The sequence below is a fragment of the Microbacterium sp. NPDC058389 genome, assembly GCF_042722305.1.
Lineage (GTDB): Bacteria > Actinomycetota > Actinomycetes > Actinomycetales > Microbacteriaceae > Microbacterium.
Genome location: NZ_JBHXJQ010000011.1, coordinates 43252 through 66064 on the forward strand (window position 1 = coordinate 43252; position 22813 = coordinate 66064).

Here is a 22813-nt window from a genome sequence, read left to right on the forward strand (position 1 = left end):
GCGATGACCTTCTCCGACCTCGGGCTCAGCGCGCCCGTCCTCAAGGCGCTGAAGGACATCGGCTACGAGACGCCTTCGGCGATCCAGGCGGCGACCATCCCCACGCTGCTCGCCGGGCGCGACGTCGTCGGCATGGCGCAGACCGGAACCGGCAAGACCGCCGCGTTCGCGCTGCCTATCATCGATCGGCTCGACCTGTCGCAGAAGACCCCGCAGGCGCTCGTGCTGGCCCCGACGCGTGAGCTCGCGCTGCAGGTCTGCGAGGCGTTCGAGAAGTACGCGGCCCACCTGAAGGACGTGCACATCCTTCCCGTCTACGGCGGGCAGGGCTACGGCGTGCAGCTGTCGGCGCTGCGTCGCGGCGTGCACATCGTCGTCGGCACCCCCGGTCGCATCATCGACCACCTCGAGAAGGGCACGCTCGACCTCTCGGAGCTGCAGTACCTCGTGCTCGACGAGGCCGACGAGATGCTCAAGATGGGCTTCGCCGAGGACGTCGAGACGATCCTCGCCGACACCCCCGACACCAAGCAGGTCGCCCTGTTCTCGGCGACCATGCCGGCGACGATCCGCCGCATGTCGAAGCAGTACCTCAACGATCCCGAAGAGATCACGGTCAAGGCGAAGACGCAGACCTCGTCCAACATCTCGCAGCGCTACCTCATCAGCGCCTGGCAGCAGAAGATGGACGCCCTCACGCGCATCCTCGAGGTCGAGAACTTCGACGGCATGATCGTCTTCGGCCGCACCCGCAGCGTCACCGAGGAGATCGCCGAGAAGCTGCGCGCCCGCGGCTACTCCGCTGCCGCCATCAACGGCGACATCGCCCAGCCGCAGCGCGAGAAGACGGTCAACCAGCTGAAGTCGGGCAAGCTCGACATCCTCGTCGCGACCGACGTCGCCGCGCGCGGGCTCGACGTCGAGCGCGTCTCGCACGTCGTCAACTACGACATCCCGACCGACGCGGAGTCGTACGTGCACCGCATCGGCCGCACCGGCCGTGCCGGCCGCACCGGCGACGCCATCAGCTTCGTGACGCCCCGCGAGCGCGGGCTCGTGAAGATGATCGAGCGCGCCACCCGCCAGGAGCTGACCGAGATGTCGCTGCCGAGCGTCGACGAGGTCAACGTGACCCGTCTGTCGCGCTTCGACGACGGCATCACGGCTGCTCTCGACGAGACGGCGCGCATCGACGCCTTCCGCGACATCGTCGCCCACTACGTGCGCAACCACGATGTGCCCGAGGCAGACGTGGCGGCAGCCCTCGCCGTGGTCGCGCAGGGCGACACCCCGCTGCTGCTCGAGCCGGACCCGGAGCCTGCTCCGCGCCGCGAGCGGACCGACCGGCCCGACCGGGGCGACCGTCCGGACCGCGCCGGCTACGGCGACCGCGGGGACCGCCCCGAGCGCCGCACGCCGCGCGAGGGCTTCGCGACGTACCGCATCAACGTCGGCAAGCGTCAGCGCGTCGAGCCCCGCCAGATCGTCGGCGCGCTGGCGAACGAGGGCGGCCTGCGCCGCGACGACTTCGGCGCGATCAAGATCATGCCCGACTTCTCGCTCGTCGAGCTGCCGTCCGACCTGCCGCACGGCACGCTCGACCGACTCGCCGACACCCGCATCTCGGGCCAGCTCATCGAGCTGCGGCCCGACAGCGGACGCCCGCAGCGTCGCACGGATGCCACGTCCCGTGGCCGCCGCGACGACCGCGGCTCGGGCGGCTACGGCGACCGCGGCGGCTACGGCGACCGCGGCAGCCGCGGCTCGTACCGCGACTCGGGCGACCGCAAGCCGCGTCACAAGCGCGACGCCGACTGACGCGTTCGCCCCTCACCCGTTGGGGTTTGGGGCGCATGGACTCCCTTGGGGCGCACGACGTGCGCCCCAAGGGAGTTTCGCGCCCCAAACCGGGTTGCCGGCGTGGGCCGGAGCTCGTCGCGTGCGGGATGCGGCGCCGGCGACCCCGGGTGGCGGCATCCCTCCCCCGCACGGCGCGGATCCGGACGCTCTGGGCGAACAATCCACCGCAACGGGGGTCCGCCTCAGCCCGCTCACAGCCGCGCCCATAGGATCGATACATGGCCGGATTCTGGGGCAGACGCAAGCGCGAGCAGGAAGAGCTGACCGCACAGGACGCGGATCTCGCGCGCCGTGCGCAGCAGGCGCTGGTGGCCGCCGACGAGCGGATCCGCCTGACCACCGACGAGCTCGCGTTCGCCGACGCCGAGCTCGGCCCCGGCGCCACGAAGGACCTCCGCGAGGCGCTGGACTCGGTGCGCACGCACCTGCAGGAGGCGTTCCAGCTGCACCAGCTGAACCACGACGACATCCCTGACACGCCCGAAGAGCTGCGCACCCGCAACGCGCGCATCGTCCAGCTGTGCGAGTGGGCGGAGGACCTCCTCGACGACCGCACCGAGGCGCTCGCGGCCCCGATCGAGCGTGCACGCCGCGCTCCCGAGATCATCGCGAAGATCCGGGCGGATGCCGCACGCCTGCGTCTCGCGCTGCCCGACGCCCGGGCGACCGTCGACCGCCTGTCGGCCCGCTACGCGACGGGCGCGCTGGCCCAGATCTCCGCGAACCCGGCCGAGGCGGAGCAGCTCCTGGGCTTCGCCGAGCACAGCGCCGGCGTCGCCGAACGCCGCCGCGAGGCCGGCCAGCGCGAGCAGGCGAGCATGGCGCTGGAAGCCTCCATCGAGTCGGTGCGCCGCGCCGAGAAGCTGATCGACGCCGTCGAGACCTTCGAGGTCGAGGCGCTGCGCGCCGAGTCGACCCTCGCGGCGATCGTCGAGGACTCGCGCGACGACCTCGTCCTCGCGCTCAAGGAGCCCGCGTCGCCCGCCGTGGGCGCGGCGATCGACGAGCTCCAGGCGGCGCTGGCGGCACTCCCCGCCGGCGGCGTCAACACCGACCCGTTCGAACAGCTGACGCGCCTGCGCGAGGCCAACACGGGGCTCGACGCGGCGATCGCGGCCGCCCGCGAACGCGCGGCACGGCCGATCCCCCCGCTGGAGCACGTGCGCCACGCGATCGACGACGCAGACCGGCAGCTCGCCGTCACGCGCGACGTCATCGCGGGGCACCGCGGCTGGATCGGCGCCGATGCCCGCACGCGCCTCGCCGAGGCCGAGCGCGTCCGCGCGGACCTCGACCGCTACCTCGGCACGTCGGCCTCCGCCGTCACCTCCATCGACGACGACCACCGCGAGGAGGCGTTCGCGATGTCTCGGCGCGCGGCGTTCCTCGCGAGCGAGGCGCTGCAGCTCGCCCAGCGCGACATCGACAACGCGCGGCCGCAGCCCGACCAGTGGGGCGGGCCCGGCTACGGCCAGCGCGGCGGCTACGGCGGCCGCGGCAACGGCGGCTCCGACGTCATGGGCGGCATCCTCGGCGGTCTCGTCATCGGCAGCCTGCTCGACGGCTTCTTCGACTGACGGCCGGCGCGGGCCGCCGGCATCCATGCACCCTCATGATGCCTCGGCCCTGCGCGGCGCGCTGGACCGAGGCATCCTCGTTGCGGCGGGTCAGCCGAAGAGGATCGTCGTGCACAGGAGCAGGATCGACACGCCGAGGAGCACCGCGCGCAGCGGGATGATCGACTCCCAGCGCGGCTTTCGTCAGCACCTTGTTGATGGGCGCCGAGATGCGGGCGAAGAGCGTGAGCCACACCAGGAGCAGCAGCAGCGAGACGAGCGACATGACACCCGTCGCCACGGTGCCCCAGAAGAGCGAGAGGCCGGCAGTCGCCGCGGTCAGCACGGTACCGGAGATGCCGACGATCGGCAGGCGGCGGTCGCCGTAGTAGTGGCCGCGGCCGAGCACCTGTACGAGGCTGCGGTCGTCGATCTCGGCGTAGACGGGGCGCTGCACGACGGCCGCCACGACGTCCGTGCCGTAGATGACCGCGAGGGCGAGGATCGCGAGGGTGGCGGTGATGCCGATGATGAGGTCCATGTCTGTCTCCAGGTGTTATCACTGCTAACAGTTAGCGGTGCTAACATAGCCACATGGCACGCACCGCGCAAGAGGCAGAGCGATTCCGCGACCGCGAGGCGCGCATCGTCGAGACGGCCCGCGACATCGCGGAGCAGGACGGCTGGCCGGCGGTCACGGTGCGCCGGCTCTCGGACGCCGTCGGGGTGAGCCAGCCGATCCTGTACCGGCACTTCCCCGCAGGGCGCGACGAGATCGTGGCGCGCGTCGTGATCCAGGGCTACGCCGACCTCGCCGACGTCATGCGCTCCCCGGCGGTCGACGACGATCCCGCCGAGGCGCTCCCCCGCCTGATCTCGGGATACCTGCGCTTCGCGCAGGCGCACCCCGCGGTGTACGAGGCGATGTCGACCGCCCGCACCAGCGTCGCGTTCGCGTCGACCGACACCCCCGCGACCCTGCGCGAGGGATTCGCCCTGCTCGAACGGGCGGTCGGCGGTGCGGACGAGCGCGACCGGGCCCTGCGGGCCGAGCTCCTGTGGAGCCTCCTCCACGGCGCCAGCCAGTTCGCCGCGGCCGACCGCCTCGACCCCGCACTCGACGATGTGCGCGAGAGCGCGATCGCGGGGCTGTTCCTGCGACGCTGACGGGCCGCCGGCATCCACCTCTCGCGAAAGAATGCCGCCGCCGGTGTCAGCGCGGATTCACTGCTCGCGGATGACGAGGTCGACGGCCGGGCGGCGGGTGACGGCTGCCACGACGACGCTGAAGGCCAGGGCGATGACGATCATCACGACGAAGCTCGCGACCCACCCGTCCGTCGCGTCGTGCAGCAGGCCGATGAGGAGCGACCCGATGCCGGCGACGGCGAAGCCGGCACCCTGAGCGACCGCCGACACGACGCCCGCCGATGCCGGATCAGCCGACAGGCTCACGATGAGACTGATGCCGAGGGCGAACGCGGCGCTCTGGAACACGCCGAGCAGGCCGACGACGTACACGTACTGCGCGGATTCGGCGACGAGGAGCCAGGCGTAGCCGACGGCGACGAAGACGCCGATCGCCGGACCGAACCAGGCGAGCACCCGCGGGCGCCGGGCAAGGATCGGGGTGACGAGCGTCGGCACGAGTCCGATGAGGCTGAACCAGGCGAGCAGCGCCCCCGCCGTCGCGGTCGACGCGCCCCGGTCGATGACGAGTCTCGGCAGCCACGCGGTCACCGCGAAGTACAGCAACGCCTGCAGCGCGAACACCGCGGTGACGAGCGCGATCGTCCGCCCGTCACCGCGACCGATCCTCAGACGCGGTCGCGCCGCGGCCCCGGAGAGCCGGGTGGAACCCCGCGCGGCGGCGGCGGCCATCGCGAGCGCCGCCGCGGCGGCCAGGGCGGCCCACGCTCCGAGCGCGAGGCGCGCGTCGTCGCCGAACCACGCGTAGAGCGGAGCCGTGATTCCCGCGCCCGCCGCAGCCCCCGCCCCGAACGACATCGTGCTGACGCCGACCCAGAGTCCGCTCGCGGCGAGCGACTTGAGGTACTGCGGCACCAGCGTGCTCGCGGCCATGATGGCCGCACCGGCCACGACCGTGCCGACCAGGAGCGGCGCCGCACCGATCACGCGCAGCGACAGCGCGGCGGCGAGCGCGATCATCGTCGCGGTCAGCGCCCACGCGACGCCCAGGCGGCGTGCCAGCCACGGCCCGAGCGGTGCGCTCGCGCCGAGCGCGATCACGGGCAATGTCACGAGCACCGAGGCGGCGAGCGGGTCGAGCGAGAACTGCGCCGACACCTCGTCGAGGAGGGCCGCGACGGAGGTGATCGCGGGACGCAGGTTCACACCGACGAGGACGACCGCCGTGAGACCGAGAGCGCGCGCGGCGCGCGAGGACGCGGCATCCCCTGCTCCCGACGGAACCGCTCGTACCGGAGCGACCGGAGCGTCGCCCACGACGAGCACCCGCACGCTCAGAGCCCGAGCACCTGCAGGCCGTCGGCGACCACGCGGCCGTCGTGCAGCACGGTGCGGTCATCGCTGCGGTCCATGACGGCGCTCGTCGGCGTCTCGCCCTCGACGAGGACGAGATCGGCGCGGTCGCCGGGCTGGACGCCCGGGCGGTCGCCGACGCCGGCGACGCGGGGCGAGGAGTGGCTCATGATCGACGCGCCGCCCATCGTGGCGACGGCCAGCGCGAGCTCGATGTGGTCGTCGCGGCGGAAGCCGTTGACGAACGCGAGCTGCCACGTGCGGTCGAGCATGTCGCAGTTGCCATAGGGGCTCCAGTAGTCGCGCTGGCCGTCTTCGCCGAGGCCCACGCGCACGCCGGCGGCGGAGAGGTCGAGCAGTCGCAGGTGGTTGCTCGTCGACGGCGCGATGGTCGCCATCGCGATGTCGAGCTCGGCGAACTCGTCGATGAGGCGTCGGCTCACGGCCTCCGACACGGCGCCGAGGTCGTACGCGTGCGACATCGTGACCTTGCCCTGCATGCCGAGGGCGCGCGTGCGCTCGAGCACGAGCTCGGTGCTGAAGACGCCGAGCGCGCCGGGCTCGTGGAGGTGGATGTCGATCTCGACCTGATACTTCTCGGCCAGGGCGAACACGATGTCGAGATGCCTCACGGGGTCGCGGTCGAGCTGGCTGGGGTCGATGCCGCCCATGACGTCGGCGCCCTGCTTGAGCGACTCCTCGAGATACTCGACCGTCCCCTCTTCGCGGAGGATGCCGGCCTGCGGGAACGTCATGACCTGCACGTCGGCGTGGTCGCGGAACTTCTCCTTGGCAGCCATCACCGAGTCGAACTTCTCGAGCTTGCAGTCGACGTCGACCTGCGCGTAGGTGCGCACGCGGGTCGTGCCCTTCGCGATCATCTGCTCCAGCGTGCCGGCGACGATGTCGGCGTGCGGCACGTCGGTGCCACGCCAGTTGTTCCGGTCGTTGAGCATCATGCCCCACACGCCCGGGGCACCGGTGTGCGGACGGAACGGCAGCCCGATGCGCGACGAGTCGAGGTGCACGTGCACGTCGCTGAACGACGGCAGGGCGAGACGCCCCCGCCCGTCGACGTCGGCGCCCCCTGCCACGGCAGCCGGGTCGTGCGGCCGGATCTCGGCGATGCGGTCGCCCTCGATCACGATGTCAGAGGCGTCGCCGCCCCACGGTCGCACGTTCCGAATCAGCACGTCTGGTTCCTTTCGACGGGGGCGGATGCCGCACTCCGGTGTGGCGCGACCTCTTGATGGTATACCAAACCGATCAGACGATCGATAGAGTGGCATGGATCACGCTCGACCGTCCCTGCTGGGATACCACCGGAGTCACACGCATGCGCACCCTCCTCACCGCCGATCACGTCCTCGCCTTCGACGGCACGAGTCACACCGAGCTGCGCGACGGCGCCGTGCTCGTCGAGGACGACCGCATCGCATGGGTCGGGGCGGCGGCATCCCTCCCCACAGCGACCGTCGCAGAGATCGACGAGCGCATCGACCTGGGGGCCGCCCTGCTCATGCCGGGCCTCATCGACCTGGACGCCCTCACGGACGTCGACCACCTGCTGCTGGACTCGTGGAGCGACGCCGCGCACGCGACGCGGCTGACGTGGTCGGACGACTACTTCGACCGGCGTCGGCACGTGTTCACCGAGGCCGAGCGTCGCCGTGTGCGCGAGGTCGCCCTCGTGCAGCTGGCGCTCCACGGCATCACGAGCTACATGCCGATCGCGTCCGAGGTGCACTCGGAGTGGGCGGAGTCGGCCGACGACTTCTTCGCGATGGCGGAGTTCTCGCGCACCCTCGGCCTGCGGGCATTCCTCGGCCCGTCCTACCGTTCGGGCGTCGGCGTCGTCACCGCCGACGGCCGCCGCGACGTCCGCTTAAACGAGCAGGCCGGGCGTGACGGCCTCGACGACGCGATCCGGTTCGTCGACGGCATCCGGGCACTCGGCGACCCGCTCCTCACAGGTGTGTTCCTCCCCTGCCGCATCGAGACCCTCACCCCCGAGCTGATGGAGGCGACCGCACGCGCTGCGGGCGAGCGCGGAGCGCTCGTCCGCATCCACGCACTGCAGGGCGCATTCGAGCGCAGCTACATCCAGGCGACGTACGGCCGCACCCCGCTGGAGCACCTCGCCGCCCACGGGCTGCTCCACGACCGCGTGATCGTGCCGCACGGCACGGTGATCGACATCGATCCGCGCGTGCACGGAGAGGACCGCGGCGACCTCGCACGGATCGCCGCCGCCGGGGTCGCCATCGTGCACTGCCCGCTCACGAACGCGCGCTACGGCTCGGAGCTCGTCACGCTCTCGCGGTACCGCGAGGCCGGCGTCTCGTTCGCGCTCGGCACCGACTCCTTCCCGCCCGACCTGATCCGCGGCATCGACACCGGGGTCTCCGCCGCCAAGGTGCAGCATGGCGACACCGCCGCGGGCGACGTCGCCGCGTACGTGGATGCCGCCACCCTCGGCGGCGCGGCGGCCCTGCACCGCCCCGACCTCGGCCGCATCGCGGCGGGCGCGACCGCAGACCTCACGGCGTTCCGTCTCGACGACGTGCGCATGGGGGCGATCGACGATCCGCTGCGCACGCTCGTGCTCGCGGGCACGGCGCGCGACGCGTGCCTGACGATGGTGGCGGGCCGCGTCGTCATGCGCGACGGCCGGATCCCGGGCGTCGACCTGGCCGAGGTGCGGCGCGACATGCAGGCGCTCTTCGAGACGATGCGCGACGCATACGGCGAGCGCGACCGCTACCGTGGCACCGCGGGTGACCTGTTCCCGCCGGTGTATCCCGTCGCCGACGCCGCCGCCTTCGAGGAGCACGCATGACCGCCCACGCCGATGCCGCGCCGGCCGATCCCGACGAGGGCGCCGAGGCGCTGGCCGACAGCGTCTATGGCGCGCTGCTGCGCGACATCGTGTCGGACGAGCTGCGACCGGGGACGTGGCTCAAGGAACGGGATCTCTCGGAGCGCTACGGCGTCTCGCGGGTCCCCGTGCGGCAGGCGCTGCACCGGCTGGAGTCCGAGGGGTTCGTCCAGGCGTCGCCGCGGCGCGGCGCGGTGGTCTCGCCGGTGACGACCGCCGACATCGAGGAGCTCTTCGACGCACGACTGTGCATCGAGCCGTTCGCCGCGCGCCAGGCGGCGCTGCGTGCGGCCGGCGGTGCGCCCGTCGACCGGCTGACCGACGTGCTGGCGGCGTCCGAGGCGAGCTTCGCCGAGGGCGATGACCGCGACGGCATCGCCCTCAACCTGCGCTTCCACGCCGAGGTGCTGGAGCTCTCGGGCAACTCGCTCCTCGCCCGGAGCCTGCAGCCCATGCTCGGGCGCATGGAGTGGATCTTCCGCCGCACCAGTCAGACCGGCGAACCCGATCAGCTGCGCGAGCATCGCGCGCTCCACGACGCCATCGCCTCCGGGAACGGCGAACTCGCCGCGGCGATCGCCTACGCGCACATCGAACGAGGCCGGCGCCCCGCCCTCGAGGCGCTCGCGCCGCTGCTCCTGCCCTGAGGGCGGCTGCTCCCCCGACACACGCGTCGGGCGAGGCCCGAAGGCCGCCCCCGACGGAACGTGGATCAGGAGGCGAGCTCTTCGGGCTGCGCCTGCGTGGTCAGCGAGATGACACCGTAGTCCCAGCCCTTGCGCCGGTAGACGACGCTCGGGTGGTCGGTGCGCACGTCGATGAACAGGAAGAAGTCGTGCCCCACCAGCTCCATGCGATCGACGGCCTCTTCGACCGCCATCCACTCGGGCTGGAACTCCTTCGTGCGGATGACGACGGGCGAGTACCCCTCTTCCTCCTCGTTGCCGGTGATGATCGGGATCTCGCCGGTCGCGACGGCACGGAGCACGTCGACGGATGCCGGCTGCAGATCGATCCCTTCGATCGCGCCACTGCCCTTCTCGAACTTGGCGCCGCGCGGGTGGTTGCGTGCGTCGACGCGCTTGTCCTTCGCGCGCCGCAGCTGTTCGCACAGCTTGTCGACCGCGAGGTCCAATGCGGTGAACTTGTCGCCGTCGGTGGCCTCGGCCCTGACGACCGGTCCCTTGCCGTCGACGGTGAGTTCGACGGTCTCATCCTCCACGCGCCCGTTGTGGTACGCGCGGTGGGTGACCTTGACCTCCACGCGTTGCGCACGCGGAGCGAGGGTCTCGATGCGGGTGGCCTTCTCTTCGACGACCGAGCGGAAGCGATCCGAAATACCCACTCCCACGCCGACGATGCTGGTTTCCATCCCCTGACCTCCTTGTTCCGGTCCACCCGGTCAAGGGCGGACCTTCAGTCGCCTTGTGCCCCCCACCGTAGTCGGGCGTTCGGGGTCTGTCACCTGTGAGTTTCGAACGTGTCCGGTCGGTGTTCACCGGGTCGTGCGAAGTTCCGCGGCGTGGCGGCGACGGTCACGGCGCCGATCACCTCGGCCCCCGCGGAGCGCAGCGCACGGGCCGCCTCGGCCAGCGTCGCACCCGTCGTGACGACGTCGTCCACCAGCAGCACGCGCACGCCGGGGGGCCCGCCGGGACGCACGGCCAGGCTCCCGTCGACGTTGCTGCGCCGGGCCTCGCGGCCGAGGCCCCGCTGGTCGCCGGTGCGGCGCGCGTGCCGCAGCAGCCGCGTCACAGGCCGCCCCGCACGGCGCAGCAGCAGGTCGGGCACACGGAAGCCGCGGCGCCGGTATGCGGCGCGCGACGTGGGAAGCGGCACCAGCGCGACGTCGGCGTCGACCCCGGTGCGTGCCACCGCCGCCCGCACCGCCGGCGCCAGGGAGCGTGCGAGCCCCGTCCGGCCGTCCTCCTTGATCGCCCGCAGCACACGGGCGGCCACACCCTCGAAGACCAGCCCGCTCCACACCGTGAGGCCGCCGCCGTCCGCGGGGATCACCTGCCGCCGCGGCGCCGGGGTGAGAGCCAGAACGCACCGCTCGCACAGCCCGACGTCCGGTTCGTCGCAGCCCGCGCACGAGACCGGCAGCAGGAGCGCCAGCGCATCCGCGCACGCGGCCCGGACGGCGAGGACGAGGGCATTCGGCATGCGCCCAGCCTGCGGCGAGGCGCGGCGGCATCCACTCGTCCGGTTCCGATCTGTGCAGGGATGCCGCCCACCGGTGCCTGGGGAGGAGTGGCTACTGCGGCGCGCCCTGCTGCGTCGCGAGCACGAGCACCCCGGTCGCCGTGGGCTGCCAGGCCGTGCCGCGCTTCACGAACAGCGTGCCGTCCTCGGCACGCAGCCGCAGGCTCGAGACGCCCGTGCCGCCCGCGATGCTCTGCATGCCGCTCGTCGCGGACGACGTGACCGTCGGGCCGCCGACCGGCTGTTCGACGACGATCGACGTGTCGTCGCCGGTCGCGAGCACGCCGATGCTGGCGTCGTCGATCCATGTGACGCCGCCCGCCGGACCGCCGACGATCGCCAGCGGGACCGCCTGGCCGAGCTTCACCGGCACGACGCCGTCGGCGTCACGCACGACGCCCGCCACCCACAGCACCGTGCGCCCGCCGGAGGTGACCGTGGCCGCGATGCGGGTGCCGTCGCGCGACAGCGCGATCGCGCTGATCGCTGTCGCGTCGGGCCACGCGTCGGCGATGTCGACGGCGTCCGCCGACTGCGGCGCGTACGCGCGCAGTGCAGCCGGCTGGTCCTCGGGCACGCTCCAGACGTACCCGAAGCCGTCGACCGTGGGGTCGACGAGCCCGGCGCGCGTGTCGAGGATCTCGGCGTCGGTCGACGTCGACGTCAGCCGCGCCACCTGGCCCCCGGGCAGCTTCGCGGCCGCGAAGTCGCGTTCGGGCCCGACCTGCACCGCTGTCGGCGCGGCGGCGGCGACCGCGGGAGAGAGCCCCGGGATCTGGTCGATCTCGTCGCCGGAGAGGAACCCGAAGCCGTCCTCGGTGAGCACGAGCGGCGCGGCCGGGACGCGCGTCGACCGCACCGCGACCGGCGAGGCCTCCACCGGCGTGGACCCGACCCGCATGACGACGTCCGAGACTCCGGCCGCGCGCAGGCTCTCGTTCAGCTGCGTCACCATGCGGTCGAGGGCCGTCGGACTCGCGCTGAGGAGCGAGTCGTCCTCGAAGTCCACGACCGCGGCACCGGTCTCGTCGACCGGCACCGAGGCGACCGCGGTCGCCCCGTCGGGGAACGCGGTCTTCACCGACTCGGCGAGCCATTCGTTGGGCGCCTGGTTGACGAGGCTGTCGGTGATCCAGGTCGCCGCCTTGACCACCGGGAACCAGCGGACGTCGGGCACGAGGTACTGCCACGTCGGGTCGAAGTACATCAGCGGGTACTTGTGGAAGACCTGGGGGAACTGGCCTTCGTCGAGCCAGATCCCGTCGGGGGCCTCGGTGATGCGCCATTCGCCGTCCGCCTGCTTCGCCAGGCGGAAGGACTGGGAGTTCGACGACAGCTCTGCGCGCCGGTACGAGCCGATGTCGTCGACGTCGGCCACCATCTCGTACGAGAACGTCACGGCGCCCTCGTCGGCGTCGGACTCGCTGTAGGCGCGCTCCGCACGCTCGTCGATCCTCACCGTCGCCCGGGGATCCCACACCTCCTGCAGGTCGGGTGCGAGGAACTCCTTCGCGACCGCCCACGTGCCGTTCACGCCCGGACCCGACCCGGCGTCGATGAAGCCTTCGACGATCTGCTCGGGTGTGGCGCCCGGCTGCGGCCGGTTCGGGATGAACGTCACATTCTGCGAGCCGCCGGTGTCCTCGCCGGTCGCGAGGCCGTAGCGGATCGACCCGCTCTCGGGGAAGCCCGCGCATCCGGTGACGAGCACCGCGCACAGCGCGAGGACAAGAGCCAAGATGCCGCGGCTCCGCGTCATGACGCACCTCCTCGGCCACCGGCATCCGGATCTCCCATGCCAGGACGGTCCAGCTCGATCGGCTCGGTCATGCCCAGCTCCTCCAGCCCGCCGCCGGAGTCGTCGCCCGGGTCGACGGCGATGGGCGGCTGGCCGGTCAGCGTGGCCGTGGCCTGTCGAGGCAGCGTGAGCACGAAGTTCGTCCCCCGTCCGACCTCCGACCACACCGCGAGCTCGCCGCCGTGCAGCTTCGCGTCGCCGAGGGCGATCGACAGGCCGAGGCCTGTGCCGCCGATCGTGCGCTTGCGCGACGGGTCGGCCCGCCAGAACCGGTCGAACACATGCTCGACGTCCTCGGGCTTCATGCCCATGCCGTAGTCGCGCACCCCGATCGCGACCGCCTGCTGGTTGCTGTCGACGGTCACCACGATGGGCCGCGCCTCGCCGTGCTCGATGGCGTTGCCGAGCAGGTTGCGTACGATGCGGCGCACGCGACGGGGGTCCATGTCGACCGGAGAGTAGCCGCCGGGAGCGACCAGGCGCACGTCCGAGCCGTGCTGCTCGGCGAGCTGCTGCATCGAGCCGATGACGTCCTCGGCGAGGTGCGCGAGGCTCGTGGGCTCGAGCTCGAGCTGCACCGAGCCGGCGTCGTAGCGGCTGATCTCGAGCAGGTCGGTCAGCAGCACCTCGAACCGCTGCACCTGCGCGTTGAGCAGCTCGGCGGCACGCGCCGTCGCGGGGTCGAAGTCCTCGCGCTGGTCGTTGATCATGTCGGCGGCGAGGCGGATCGTGGTCAGCGGCGTGCGCAGCTCGTGCGACACGTCCGACACGAAGCGCTGCTGCACGAGCGACAGATCGGCGAGCTCCTTGATCTGCGACTCCATGCTGTCGGCCATCGCGTTGAACGACCGGCCGAGCGTCGCGAGCTCGTCCTCGCCGTGCACCTCCAGCCGCACGTCGAGCTGCCCGGCCGCCAATCGTGCACTCGTATCGGCGGCCTCGCTGATCGGCGTGGTGACCGAGCGGAGCACGAACCACGCGATGCCGCTGATCAGCAGCACCAGCCCGATGCCCACGATCCAGAGCGTGCCCTGCACGAAGCCGAGCGTCTGCGGCGCGTTGGCGAGGTCGTAGGCGAGATACAGCTCGTACGACGCGACGCCCTCGATGTTCAGCTGCTGCCCGACCATGATGCCCGGGGTGGTCCCGCCGTCGTCCTCGGGCAGCGCGATCGGCTGCCAGATCTGCCGCTGCGGGTTGTTGCGCACCTGCTCGCGCATCGCCGGGGTGAGGAGCGGATCGATCACTCCCTCGGCCGTCGAGAAGTCCTGCGGTGCGTTGGCCACCGGCGGGCCGATGCGGTAGGCCGCGATCATCTGGGCCGAGGACTGGTCGCGCAGCGCGGTGAAGGCGAGCGTCATGACGCTCTGCATCTGCACCGCCTCGGACTGCACCGCGGCGTCGAGGGTGCGCTGCGCGGCGGTGCGCGCCTGCTCGGCATCGGCGAGCACCTGGTCCTGCCGCGACGTGTAGAGGTCGTTCTGGATCTGCAGGGCCATCCACACGCAGGCCACGACGACGGCGAGCACCGTGAGGCCGATCGTCACGAGGAGCGTCCGGAAGCGCAGCGAGCGCCGCCACAGGGCGGCGATGTTGCCCGGCCACGCACGCCACAGCCGCCAGCCGGTGAGGGGCGTGCGTGTCGCCGCGACCCCCGTGATCGGGGCTGTCATGGTCCGCTCAGACGACGGCGCCGGCGCGGTACCCCACGCCGCGCACCGTCGTCACGATCTTGGGATTGTCGGGGTCCTTCTCGACCTTGGCGCGCAGGCGCTGCACGTGCACGTTCACCAGACGCGTGTCGGCCTTGTAGTGGTAGCCCCACACCTGCTCGAGCAGCATCTCGCGTGAGAACACCTGCTGCGGCTTGGATGCCAGGGCCACCAGCAGCTCGAACTCCAGGGGCGTCAGCGCGATGGGCGCGTCACCGCGGCGCACCTCGTGCGCGGCGACGTCGACCGTGAGGTCGCCGATGCGCAGGGTATCGCCCGCCGGCTGCGACGCGGGGCGCAGGCGCGTGCGGATGCGCGCGACGAGCTCCTTCGGGTTGAAGGGCTTCACGATGTAGTCGTCGGCGCCGGATTCGAGTCCCTTGACCACGTCGGCGGTGTCGGTGCGCGCGGTGAGCATGATGATCGGGATGCCGGACTCGGCGCGGATGCGCGTGCAGATCTCGATGCCGTCCATGCCCGGGAGCATGAGGTCGAGCAGGATCAGGTCGGGCCGCTCCGAGCGCCAGGCGTCGACGGCCTGAGCGCCGTCCGCGCAGAAGACCGTCTCGAATCCCTCGGTGCGCAGCACGATGCCGATCATCTCGGCCAGGGCGGTGTCGTCGTCGACCACCAGGATGCGTGAAGTCATCGCGCGCGTTCGTTCCTTCTCTCCAGGCACGGGCAGAGCCATCGCCTTCCCCATGCGCTCCCCACAGAGTAGTCGACGCACCCTGGAGACCGGCCGAACCGCGCGCGAGCGGCCGGGATGCGGCATCCGCCGATGTGGAACGATGGGATCCGAGCGACCCGCACCGCCGCGCACGACGCCGCGGCGGCCGACGGAAGGGGACTGCGTGACCGCGTATCCGGCCTGGACGCCGGCATCCCGTCCGGGGATCATCCCGCTGCACCCGCTGACATTCGGCACGATCCTCGGCCGCTCGTTCTCGGCGCTGCGGCAGAACCCGCGCGTGCTGCTGGGATTCGCCCTCGTCGTGCAGACGGTCGCGTACCTGGTCGTCATCGCCGCGGTGCTCGCGGTGATGTGGGCCTCGTTCTCGCGCCTGGACACGCTCACCGAGGGAACCGAGGAGTACGACACGGTGCTGGCGGGCTCGATCGGGCTCGTCGCGGTGACCGGATTCGTCCTGGGGCTCGCGGCCGGAGCCCTGAGCGTCATCGTGCAGGGCATCGTCGTGCTCGAGGTGACGCACGCGGCCGTCGCCGAGAAGCTCACGCTCGGCGCGCTGTGGCGCCAGCTCAAGCCTGCCGCCTGGCGTCTCATCGGGTACTCGCTGCTCGTGGTCCTCGTCGTGACGGCGATCGTGGCCCTCGTGGTGCTCGGCGTCGTGGGCGTGGCGGTGGTCGCACCGCCCGCTGCGATCGCACTGTCGATCCTCATCGTGGTCGCCGCCATCCCGCTGACGTGGTGGCTCATGATCAAGCTGCTGCTCGCGCCCTCGGCGATCATCGTGGAGCACGCGACGATCCTGCAGGCGCTGTCGCGCTCGTGGACCCTCACGCGCGGCCGGTTCTGGCCGGCGCTCGGTGTCATCCTCGTGATCAGCGTGATCTTCGGCGCGGTCGCACAGGTGGTCAGCCTGCCGTTCAGCTTCCTGTCGGCGGGCCTCACGACGATCATCGCGCCGACGGGCGCGGCCGAGCCCACCGCCGTCATCGGCGTGCTGGTGACCGTGCTCCTCGCGCAGATGGTGACGCTGCTGCTGCAGTCCGTCGCCGTCGTGGTGCAGTCGACGGCCACCGCCCTCATCTACATCGACTGCCGCATGCGCCGGGAGGGCCTGGACCTCGACCTCCTCGCGTACGTGGAGCGACGGGATGCCGGAGCCACCGCGCTCGCGGACCCGTACCGCGAGCACGTCGGCCGTGCGATCGCGCCGCGCGGCTGGCCCGGCGCTCCCGCCGGATACGCCGCATATCCCCCGGCACCGGGATACCCGGCGTACGGCGCCTACCCGGGTGAGCCGGTGTACTCCGCACCCGGCGCGTACCCGGCTCAGCCCGGCGCATACCCGCTGCAGCCCGGCGTGCCGGGCGCCTCTCCTGCGGCCGCGCCCGGTGCGTATCCGGTGGTGCCCCAGCCCCCGGCCGTGGCACCCCACTCCGAGGTCGCGCAGCCCGCGACCCCCGCGGCCGGTCCGGACGCGCCCGCCGAGGGCGAGGCATCCGCTCCCCCGTCCGCGACGAACTGGGCCGCACCGGGGGCGCCGCAGGACGCCGACCGCGAGTCGCCGTGGTCCTGAACCCCGTCCTGCGTGCCGTCGTGGCGGCGGCGGACGACGTGCCGCCGCTCACGCCTGACGGCGACGAGGCGCGCCGCTGGGCCGAGGACGAGCTGTCGAAGCCGGCGTACGACATCGCGGAGCCGACGCCGTTCGACCGGATCGCGCGCGCGGTCGGCGACTTCATCGCATCGCTGTTCGATCCGCAGGTGTCGGGAGGCTGGGGGTCGGTCCTCGCCATCGTCGCGACCGTGGCCGTCGTGGTCGTCATCGTGACGGCGTTCGTGGTGTGGGGCGTGCCGCGGGTGTCGCGTCGCGCCGCCGCGCGGCCGCCGATGCTGTTCGGGGAGGCGGAGCACCGCTCAGCCGCCGCGTTGCGCGCGGCCGCGGCCGAGCGTGCGCAGGCGTCGGACTGGGAGGCGGCCATCGTGCTGCGCTTCCGCGCGCTGGCCAGAGGATGCTTCGAGCGCGGCGTCGTGGACCCGCCGCCGGGCGCCACCGTCCACGGGTTCGCACGGGCCGCCGCGCGCGTGTTCCCCGCACTCGGAGCCCGTCTCGAAGAGGCCGCCGCCGCGTTCGACGACGTGCGCTATCTGCGCCGCCCCGGCACTGCCGAGCTCTACCGCCTCGTCACCGGGGTCGACGACGATCTGGCGGTCGCGCATCCCCTCGCGGAGGTGCCCGCATGACCGCCGTCTCCCCCGTGCCCGCGACGACCGCTCCCGCACCGACGCCCCGGCGTCGCCGCGTGGCCGCCTGGTTCGCGATCGGCGTCGCCCTGCTGGTCGTCGGCGGCATCGGCGGCGCGATCACGGCTGCCAACCAGTGGGCCGCCCGCGACGCCCTCGACCCCGACTCGGCAGGGCCGGCGGGCACGCGTGCGCTGGCCGAGGTGCTGCGCGCCCACGGTGTCGACGTCGAGGTGACCCGCAGCCGTGCCGACGCCCTCGCGGCGCTCGAGCGCGGATCGGCGACGCTCGTGCTGCCGGACTCCCCCGCGCTGTCGGACGACGCCGTGGCGCAGCTGGCGGACGCCGCCGACGACGTCGTGCTGATCGAGCCGCGCTCCCGCACGCTGGACCTGCTGCTGCCGGGTTCGTCCGCGGCGGGCTTCGCCCCCGGGGATGCCGTCGCCCCCGCGTGCGACCTGCCCGAGGCGGCGCGATCGGGCGCCGTCGCCCCCGGCGCCCTGTACGCCCCCGGTTCCGGCACGACCGCCTGCTACCCCGTGGACGACGGCTTCGGACTCCTCGTCCAGGACGACGGCGACCGCCGCGTCTCCGCCGTCGACGGCGGCGTGCTGTTCACGAACGAGCACCTCGCCGACGACGGGAACGCGGCCCTCGCAGCGAACCTGATGGGACGGCATCCCCTCGTCGTCTGGTACGTGCCGAGCGCCGCCGATACGGACCTCACCGACACCGACCCGTCTCTCGGCGAGCTCACCCCGCCCTGGGTGAGCCCCGTCATCGTGCTGCTGCTGGTCGCCGGCGTGGCCGCCGGGATCTGGCGCGGCCGCCGGTTCGGCCCGCTCGTGGCCGAGCGGCTGCCGGTGACCGTGCGGGCATCCGAGACCACCGAGGGCCGTGCCCGGCTCTATGCCCGCGCGCACGACCCGCTGCACGCGGCCGACCGGCTGCGCATCGGCACGCTGCGGCGGCTCGCGGCGCTCCTCGGCCTCGGCGCCCACGCCGCCGCCGGGGACGTCGCCGACGCCGCTGCGGGGCGCATCGGCTGGGACCGCGCGGCGGTGCGCGGCATCCTGCTCGACGACATCCCCCGCAGCGACGCCGAACTCGTCGCCCTGAGCACCCGCCTGCGAGACCTGGAGGAGGCCGTGCACGCGGCCGTCCGCCCCGAGAGGAGCACCCGATGACGGACACCCCCGACACCCCGACGCCCGACGGCGCGACCGCCGACGCCCCGGCGTCCGGCGAGCCCGCCGCGCTGCCCTATGCGGAGGCGCTCACGACCGGCGGCGCGCCCGCGGCACCGGACGATGCAGCGCTGCGCGAGGCGATGAACCGGGTGCGGATCGAGGTCGGCAAGGCGGTGGTCGGCCAGGACGGCACCGTCACGGGCCTGCTCATCGCGCTGCTCGCACGCGGCCACGTGCTGCTGGAGGGCGTGCCGGGCGTCGCCAAGACGCTCCTCGTGCGCGCGTTCTCGACAGCGCTCGGGCTCGACACCAAGCGCATCCAGTTCACGCCCGACCTCATGCCGGGCGACGTCTCGGGATCGCTCGTCTACGACGCGCGCACCGGCGAGTTCGAGTTCCGCGAGGGCCCGGTCTTCACGAACGTCGTGCTCGCCGACGAGATCAACCGCACGCCGCCGAAGACGCAGGCGGCGCTCCTGGAGGCCATGGAGGAGCGCCAGGTGTCGACGGACGGCGTCACGCGGCCGCTGCCCGACCCGTTCCTCGTCGCCGCCACGCAGAACCCGATCGAGCACGAGGGCACCTACACGCTGCCCGAGGCGCAGCTCGACCGGTTCCTGCTGAAGCTCATCGTCGAGGTGCCCGCACGCGAGGCCGAGCTGGCCGTGCTGCGCCGTCACGCGGGCGGCTTCGACCCCCGCGACCTGGCGGCGGCCGGGCTCCGGCGCGCCGCCACGGCCGACGAGATCCGTGCCGCGCAGCGCGCCGCCGCATCCGTCACCGTCTCGGACGACGTGCTCGGCTACGTCGTCGACCTCGCCCAGGCCACCCGTCACAGCCCCTCGGTGCAGCTCGGAGTCAGCCCCCGCGCGGCCACCGCGCTGCTGGCGGCGGCGAAGGCGTGGGCGTGGCTCGGCGGCTACCCGGCCATCACGCCCGACCACGTGCAGACGATGCTCGTGCCGACGTGGCGCCACCGCATCCGGCTGCGGCCCGACGCCGAGCTCGAGGGCGTGTCGGTCGACGCCGTGCTCGGCTCGGTGCTGCAGCAGACCCGCGTCCCCATCTGATCGCATGTACCTCACCGGTCGCCTCCCGCTCCTCGTCGCCCTCGGCGCGGTGCCCGTCGTGCTGCTCTCGCTCGCCGGCGTCGACGCGTGGCTCGCCGCCGCCGGCTGGGTGGTGCTGTGCGCCGCTGCCGCCCTCGGCGACGCGGCCGCCGCGGCCGATCCGCGTCTCGTGACGGTGAAGCGCCGGATGCCGCACCGCGTGCTGCTCGGCCAGCCCGTGCTGTCTGAGCTCGTACTGCGCAACGGCGGGTCCCGCACGATCCGCGGTCGCGTGCGCGACGCCTGGCAGCCGACCGCGGGCGCCCCCGCCGCGCGTCAGGTGATCGACCTCCCGGCCGGTGAGGCGCGGGCGCTCGGCATCCCGCTCCTCCCCCGCCGCCGGGGCGAGCTGCGGTCCGCGTTCGTGGTGGTGCGCTCGGACGGGCCACTGCGCCTGGCCGGCCGTCAGACGCGCATCGACGCACCCGGCGCGCTCCGCGTCCTTCCGCCCTTCACGGCGCGCCATCACCTGCCCTCGCGCCTGGCGCGGCTGCGCGAGCTCGACGGGAGCACGAGCGTGCAGGTGCGCGGCCAGGGCACCGAGTTCGACAGCCTGCGCGAGTACGTGCGCGGCGACGACGTGCGCTCGATCGACTGGCGGGCGACCGCACGCTCGACCACCACGATGCTGCGGACCTGGCGTCCCGAGCGCGACCGCCATGTCGTGATCGTGATCGACACGGGCCGCACGGCTGCCGCACGCGTCGGCGACGGAGTGCGGATGGATGCCGCGATGGAGGCGGCTCTGCTGCTCGCGGCGCTGGCCGGCCGGGCCGGCGACCACGTGCACCTGCTCATGTTCGATCGCGTGATCCGCGCCCGGGTGACGCGCGTGGACGGGCCGGGGCTGCTCCCCGCCCTCGTGGACGCGATGGCGTCCGTCGAACCGCAGCTCATCGACACCGATTGGGACGCCGCGTTCGCGCAGGTGCGCGCCCTCACGTCACGGCCGTCGCTGGTCGTGCTGCTCACGGCACAGGATGCCGCCGAGGCGGCCCGCGGGTTCCTCGGATCGCTCCCGGCGCTGGCGCGATCCGCCCACGTGCTCGTGGGCACCGTCACCGACGACGCCGAGCCCCTGCCCGACCGCCCCGACGCCGCGGACGTCTACCGCGCCGCCGCGGTCGAGCACGCCAGTCAGGACGCCGCGGTGGTCTCCGCCGCGATCGGCCGTGCCGGCGGCGAGGCCATCGCCGACACCCCCGACGGCCTGCCCCCGCGCATCGCGGACCGGTACCTGGCCCTCAAGGCCGCCGGGCGGCTGTGAGGGCGAGGTAGCGGTCCGCGCCCTCTCGGCGCGTGGGCCCCAGCGGCCGCGGCATCCCCTCGTCCGATCCGTCCGGGAACGACGAAGCCGGCCCGCACGCGAGGTGCGGACCGGCTTCGGGTGGCGGCTTACTTGTCGGTGGCCGGCAGCTTGTCGTGCGTGTTCAGCACCCGGAAGATGACCGCGGCGACCGCGCCGCCGATGATCGGGGCGATGAAGTACAGCCAGTAGGCGCTCCAGTCGAAGTGGCCCGTGATCGACAGGCCGAGCGCGACGGCCGGGTTGAAGCCGCCGCCGGAGATCCCGCCGAGGCCCACGGCGCCCACGAACACGGTGGAGCCGATCGCGAGACCGTAGAACGAGTTGTTGGGGTGGTCCTTCGAGGTGGCGACGTTGAGGACGACGTACACGAGCACCAGCGTCCACAGCGCCTCGACGAGGAAGGCGGGGCCGACCTCGATCTTCTGCGGCTCGTCCGAGGCGGGCCACAGCGCGAAGCTCACCGCGGCGGCCAGCGCCGCGCCGACCAGCTGCGCCACGATGTAGGCGATGAGGTCGACGACGCCGATCGCGCCGCGCAGCCATACACCCACCGAGACGGCGGGGTTCAGGTGGGCGCCCGAGATGTGTCCCGTGGCGAAGACCATGATCATCAGCGCGAAGCCGATGGCGAGGGGGGCGAGGTCGCTCCCGCTCGTGACCGCGCCGATGATGGCGAAGACGAAGATGAATGTGCCGACCAGCTCGGCGACTGCACTGCGAAGCGTGCCCGTCATGAGGCTCTCCTCCTTTGAGAACGAGACACGACGGTCGCGCGCCCCGAGGTAACCCGACAGTAGCGGACCATCAGCACATTCCCAGGTAACGCACGCCGTTCCGACCGCAGCCCGACAGCCGCTGGTTACCGGCGCCGCAGGCGATCCACTACCGTCGTTCCGGGGTCCCCCGAACCTCCCCACCCGGAATGGAGCGCCGTATGAGCGATTCGCAGACCACGCCGTCCACCGCAACGGCGCTCGTCGCCGAGGCGCTCGGCACCTTCCTGCTGGTGATCGGGGTGATCGGCACGGCATTGTTCGCCGCCGGGTTCGGCGAGGGCACGGACGCCGCGAACAAGGGCGTCGGCTTCCTCGGGGTCGCCCTCGCGGTGGGGCTCGCGGTCATCGCGGGCGTCTACGCCTTCGGTCCGATCTCGGGCGGGCACTTCAACCCCGCCGTCACGCTCGGCCTCGCGGCCGCAGGACGGTTCCCCTGGTCCAAGACGATCGGCTACATCGTCGCCCAGGTCATCGGCGGCGCCGTGGCCACGACTGTCATCGTGCTGATCGGCCTGTACGGACCCGACTCGTGGCTCGCGGCGGCGCAGGACGCCGGTTTCGCCAGCAACGGCTGGGACGACCTCTCCCCCGCCGGGTTCGGCATCGGCGGCGCGATCGTCTCCGAGGTCGTCTTCACGGCGCTGTTCGTGCTGGTGATCCTCGGCGTCACCCACCCCACGCGCGGCAACCCCGCGCTGGCGGGCATCGCGATCGGCCTGGCGCTGACGCTCATCCACCTCGTGACCATCCCCATCGACAACACGTCCGTCAACCCCGCGCGCTCGATCGCGACCGCGATCTACGGCGGGCCCGAGGCGCTGGCGCAGCTGTGGGTGTTCATCGTGTTCCCCATCGTGGGCGCACTGCTGGCCGGCATCGCCTACCGTGCCCTCTTCGAGCCCCGGGTCGGAGCGGCGCAGGCAGTCCCCGAGGGTAACTGAAGCTCCCGCGCCGGACGTCGAACGGCCCGCCCCTCATCGGGGCGG

Annotated in this window: 20 protein-coding genes; 11 read left to right on the forward strand and 9 right to left on the reverse strand. The window is 72.7% G+C overall.

Going from position 1 to position 22813, the window contains the following annotated elements:
- The first annotated feature begins 3 nt into the window (after window positions 1-3).
- Both ACFWJ8_RS14660 and ACFWJ8_RS14665 read left to right on the forward strand, forming a co-directional pair.
- Window positions 4-1818, forward strand: coding sequence for a DEAD/DEAH box helicase (locus ACFWJ8_RS14660; RefSeq protein WP_378812965.1), 1815 nt, complete (start codon window positions 4-6; stop codon window positions 1816-1818).
- Between the two features lie 260 nt (window positions 1819-2078).
- Window positions 2079-3437, forward strand: a complete 1359-nt coding sequence (locus ACFWJ8_RS14665) for a hypothetical protein (RefSeq protein ID WP_378812768.1) — start codon at window positions 2079-2081, stop codon at window positions 3435-3437.
- On the opposite strand, the gene ACFWJ8_RS14670 is transcribed toward ACFWJ8_RS14665, so the two are convergent.
- Window positions 3403-3957, reverse strand: coding sequence for a hypothetical protein (locus tag ACFWJ8_RS14670; protein ID WP_378812771.1), 555 nt, complete (start codon window positions 3955-3957; stop codon window positions 3403-3405). The two genes, ACFWJ8_RS14665 and ACFWJ8_RS14670, sit on opposite strands and share 35 nt — an antisense overlap.
- Window positions 3958-4010: 53 nt before the next feature.
- On the opposite strand from ACFWJ8_RS14670, the gene ACFWJ8_RS14675 reads away from it, so the two are divergent.
- A complete protein-coding gene (locus tag ACFWJ8_RS14675) occupies window positions 4011-4583 on the forward strand; it encodes a TetR/AcrR family transcriptional regulator (RefSeq protein ID WP_378812773.1) in 573 nt (190 codons plus the stop codon).
- A gap of 57 nt (window positions 4584-4640) precedes the next feature.
- Here ACFWJ8_RS14675 and ACFWJ8_RS14680 read toward each other — a convergent pair whose 3' ends face one another.
- Window positions 4641-5897: an MFS transporter gene (locus ACFWJ8_RS14680; protein ID WP_378812775.1), complete on the reverse strand. Its 1257-nt coding sequence runs from the start codon at window positions 5895-5897 to the stop codon at window positions 4641-4643.
- Window positions 5898-5899: 2 nt separating this feature from the next.
- A complete protein-coding gene (locus ACFWJ8_RS14685; RefSeq protein WP_378812777.1) occupies window positions 5900-7111 on the reverse strand; it encodes an amidohydrolase family protein in 1212 nt (403 codons plus the stop codon).
- A gap of 143 nt (window positions 7112-7254) precedes the next feature.
- Here ACFWJ8_RS14685 and ACFWJ8_RS14690 point away from each other — a divergent pair, with 143 nt between their 5' ends.
- Both ACFWJ8_RS14690 and ACFWJ8_RS14695 read left to right on the forward strand, forming a co-directional pair.
- Complete coding sequence (locus tag ACFWJ8_RS14690; RefSeq protein ID WP_378812780.1) at window positions 7255-8757, forward strand: chlorohydrolase family protein; 1503 nt, start codon at window positions 7255-7257, stop codon at window positions 8755-8757.
- The gene (locus ACFWJ8_RS14695; RefSeq protein ID WP_378812783.1) at window positions 8754-9443 is read left to right on the forward strand and encodes a GntR family transcriptional regulator; all 690 of its coding nucleotides are present in this window, start codon (window positions 8754-8756) and stop codon (window positions 9441-9443) included. The genes ACFWJ8_RS14690 and ACFWJ8_RS14695 overlap by 4 nt, the downstream gene beginning before the upstream one ends.
- A gap of 65 nt (window positions 9444-9508) precedes the next feature.
- Here the strand turns inward: ACFWJ8_RS14695 and hpf are convergent, their stop codons facing one another.
- From hpf to mtrA, 5 genes are all read right to left on the reverse strand, one after another.
- On the reverse strand, window positions 9509-10168 hold the full coding sequence (gene hpf, locus ACFWJ8_RS14700; RefSeq protein WP_378812786.1) for a ribosome hibernation-promoting factor, HPF/YfiA family: 660 nt from the start codon (window positions 10166-10168) through the stop codon (window positions 9509-9511).
- 89 nt (window positions 10169-10257) lie between these two features.
- Window positions 10258-10962 carry a ComF family protein gene (locus ACFWJ8_RS14705; protein WP_378812789.1) on the reverse strand — a complete coding sequence of 235 codons (705 nt, stop codon included), beginning with the start codon at window positions 10960-10962 and terminating at the stop codon, window positions 10258-10260.
- Window positions 10963-11053: 91 nt separating this feature from the next.
- Window positions 11054-12760 (reverse strand): GerMN domain-containing protein, encoded by a 1707-nt coding sequence (locus ACFWJ8_RS14710; RefSeq protein ID WP_378812792.1) that lies wholly within the window; start codon window positions 12758-12760, stop codon window positions 11054-11056.
- Window positions 12757-14472, reverse strand: coding sequence for an MtrAB system histidine kinase MtrB (mtrB, locus tag ACFWJ8_RS14715; RefSeq protein ID WP_378812794.1), 1716 nt, complete (start codon window positions 14470-14472; stop codon window positions 12757-12759). Before mtrB ends, ACFWJ8_RS14710 begins: the two co-directional genes overlap by 4 nt.
- A gap of 7 nt (window positions 14473-14479) precedes the next feature.
- Entirely contained in the window at window positions 14480-15160 is a 681-nt protein-coding gene (gene mtrA, locus ACFWJ8_RS14720) for an MtrAB system response regulator MtrA (RefSeq protein WP_378812797.1), read from the reverse strand.
- Between the two features lie 205 nt (window positions 15161-15365).
- Between mtrA and ACFWJ8_RS14725 the strand changes: the two genes are divergently transcribed.
- The 5 genes from ACFWJ8_RS14725 to ACFWJ8_RS14745 are packed head-to-tail and all read left to right on the forward strand — an operon-like array spanning window position 15366 to window position 21009.
- On the forward strand, window positions 15366-16775 hold the full coding sequence (locus ACFWJ8_RS14725; RefSeq protein ID WP_378812799.1) for a glycerophosphoryl diester phosphodiesterase membrane domain-containing protein: 1410 nt from the start codon (window positions 15366-15368) through the stop codon (window positions 16773-16775).
- Entirely contained in the window at window positions 16766-17443 is a 678-nt protein-coding gene (locus tag ACFWJ8_RS14730; protein WP_378812801.1) for a DUF4129 domain-containing protein, read from the forward strand. The genes ACFWJ8_RS14725 and ACFWJ8_RS14730 overlap by 10 nt, the downstream gene beginning before the upstream one ends.
- A complete protein-coding gene (locus tag ACFWJ8_RS14735; protein WP_378812803.1) occupies window positions 17440-18630 on the forward strand; it encodes a DUF4350 domain-containing protein in 1191 nt (396 codons plus the stop codon). The genes ACFWJ8_RS14730 and ACFWJ8_RS14735 overlap by 4 nt, the downstream gene beginning before the upstream one ends.
- The gene (locus tag ACFWJ8_RS14740) at window positions 18627-19703 is read left to right on the forward strand and encodes an AAA family ATPase (protein WP_378812806.1); all 1077 of its coding nucleotides are present in this window, start codon (window positions 18627-18629) and stop codon (window positions 19701-19703) included. Before ACFWJ8_RS14735 ends, ACFWJ8_RS14740 begins: the two co-directional genes overlap by 4 nt.
- A gap of 4 nt (window positions 19704-19707) precedes the next feature.
- Window positions 19708-21009: a DUF58 domain-containing protein gene (locus tag ACFWJ8_RS14745; protein ID WP_378812808.1), complete on the forward strand. Its 1302-nt coding sequence runs from the start codon at window positions 19708-19710 to the stop codon at window positions 21007-21009.
- Between the two features lie 128 nt (window positions 21010-21137).
- Here ACFWJ8_RS14745 and ACFWJ8_RS14750 read toward each other — a convergent pair whose 3' ends face one another.
- Window positions 21138-21785 (reverse strand): MIP/aquaporin family protein, encoded by a 648-nt coding sequence (locus ACFWJ8_RS14750; RefSeq protein ID WP_378812811.1) that lies wholly within the window; start codon window positions 21783-21785, stop codon window positions 21138-21140.
- A 200-nt stretch (window positions 21786-21985) separates the two neighbouring features.
- On the opposite strand from ACFWJ8_RS14750, the gene ACFWJ8_RS14755 reads away from it, so the two are divergent.
- Window positions 21986-22768, forward strand: a complete 783-nt coding sequence (locus ACFWJ8_RS14755; RefSeq protein ID WP_378812813.1) for an aquaporin — start codon at window positions 21986-21988, stop codon at window positions 22766-22768.
- The last annotated feature ends 45 nt before the right edge of the window (window positions 22769-22813 follow it).

Excerpts from the sequence above, each read along its gene's own strand:
- ACFWJ8_RS14660 (WP_378812965.1), top strand. The coding sequence starts at position 4 with ATGACCTTCTCCGACCTCGGGCTCAGCGCGCCCGTCCTCAAGGCGCTG.
- ACFWJ8_RS14665 (WP_378812768.1), top strand. The coding sequence starts at position 2,079 with ATGGCCGGATTCTGGGGCAGACGCAAGCGCGAGCAGGAAGAGCTGACC.
- ACFWJ8_RS14670 (WP_378812771.1), bottom strand. The coding sequence starts at position 3,957 with ATGGACCTCATCATCGGCATCACCGCCACCCTCGCGATCCTCGCCCTC.
- ACFWJ8_RS14675 (WP_378812773.1), top strand. The coding sequence starts at position 4,011 with ATGGCACGCACCGCGCAAGAGGCAGAGCGATTCCGCGACCGCGAGGCG.
- ACFWJ8_RS14690 (WP_378812780.1), top strand. The coding sequence starts at position 7,255 with ATGCGCACCCTCCTCACCGCCGATCACGTCCTCGCCTTCGACGGCACG.
- ACFWJ8_RS14695 (WP_378812783.1), top strand. The coding sequence starts at position 8,754 with ATGACCGCCCACGCCGATGCCGCGCCGGCCGATCCCGACGAGGGCGCC.
- hpf (WP_378812786.1), bottom strand. The coding sequence starts at position 10,168 with ATGGAAACCAGCATCGTCGGCGTGGGAGTGGGTATTTCGGATCGCTTC.
- ACFWJ8_RS14705 (WP_378812789.1), bottom strand. The coding sequence starts at position 10,962 with ATGCCGAATGCCCTCGTCCTCGCCGTCCGGGCCGCGTGCGCGGATGCG.
- ACFWJ8_RS14710 (WP_378812792.1), bottom strand. The coding sequence starts at position 12,760 with ATGACGCGGAGCCGCGGCATCTTGGCTCTTGTCCTCGCGCTGTGCGCG.
- mtrB (WP_378812794.1), bottom strand. The coding sequence starts at position 14,472 with ATGACAGCCCCGATCACGGGGGTCGCGGCGACACGCACGCCCCTCACC.
- mtrA (WP_378812797.1), bottom strand. The coding sequence starts at position 15,160 with ATGACTTCACGCATCCTGGTGGTCGACGACGACACCGCCCTGGCCGAG.
- ACFWJ8_RS14735 (WP_378812803.1), top strand. The coding sequence starts at position 17,440 with ATGACCGCCGTCTCCCCCGTGCCCGCGACGACCGCTCCCGCACCGACG.
- ACFWJ8_RS14740 (WP_378812806.1), top strand. The coding sequence starts at position 18,627 with ATGACGGACACCCCCGACACCCCGACGCCCGACGGCGCGACCGCCGAC.
- ACFWJ8_RS14745 (WP_378812808.1), top strand. The coding sequence starts at position 19,708 with ATGTACCTCACCGGTCGCCTCCCGCTCCTCGTCGCCCTCGGCGCGGTG.
- ACFWJ8_RS14750 (WP_378812811.1), bottom strand. The coding sequence starts at position 21,785 with ATGACGGGCACGCTTCGCAGTGCAGTCGCCGAGCTGGTCGGCACATTC.
- ACFWJ8_RS14755 (WP_378812813.1), top strand. The coding sequence starts at position 21,986 with ATGAGCGATTCGCAGACCACGCCGTCCACCGCAACGGCGCTCGTCGCC.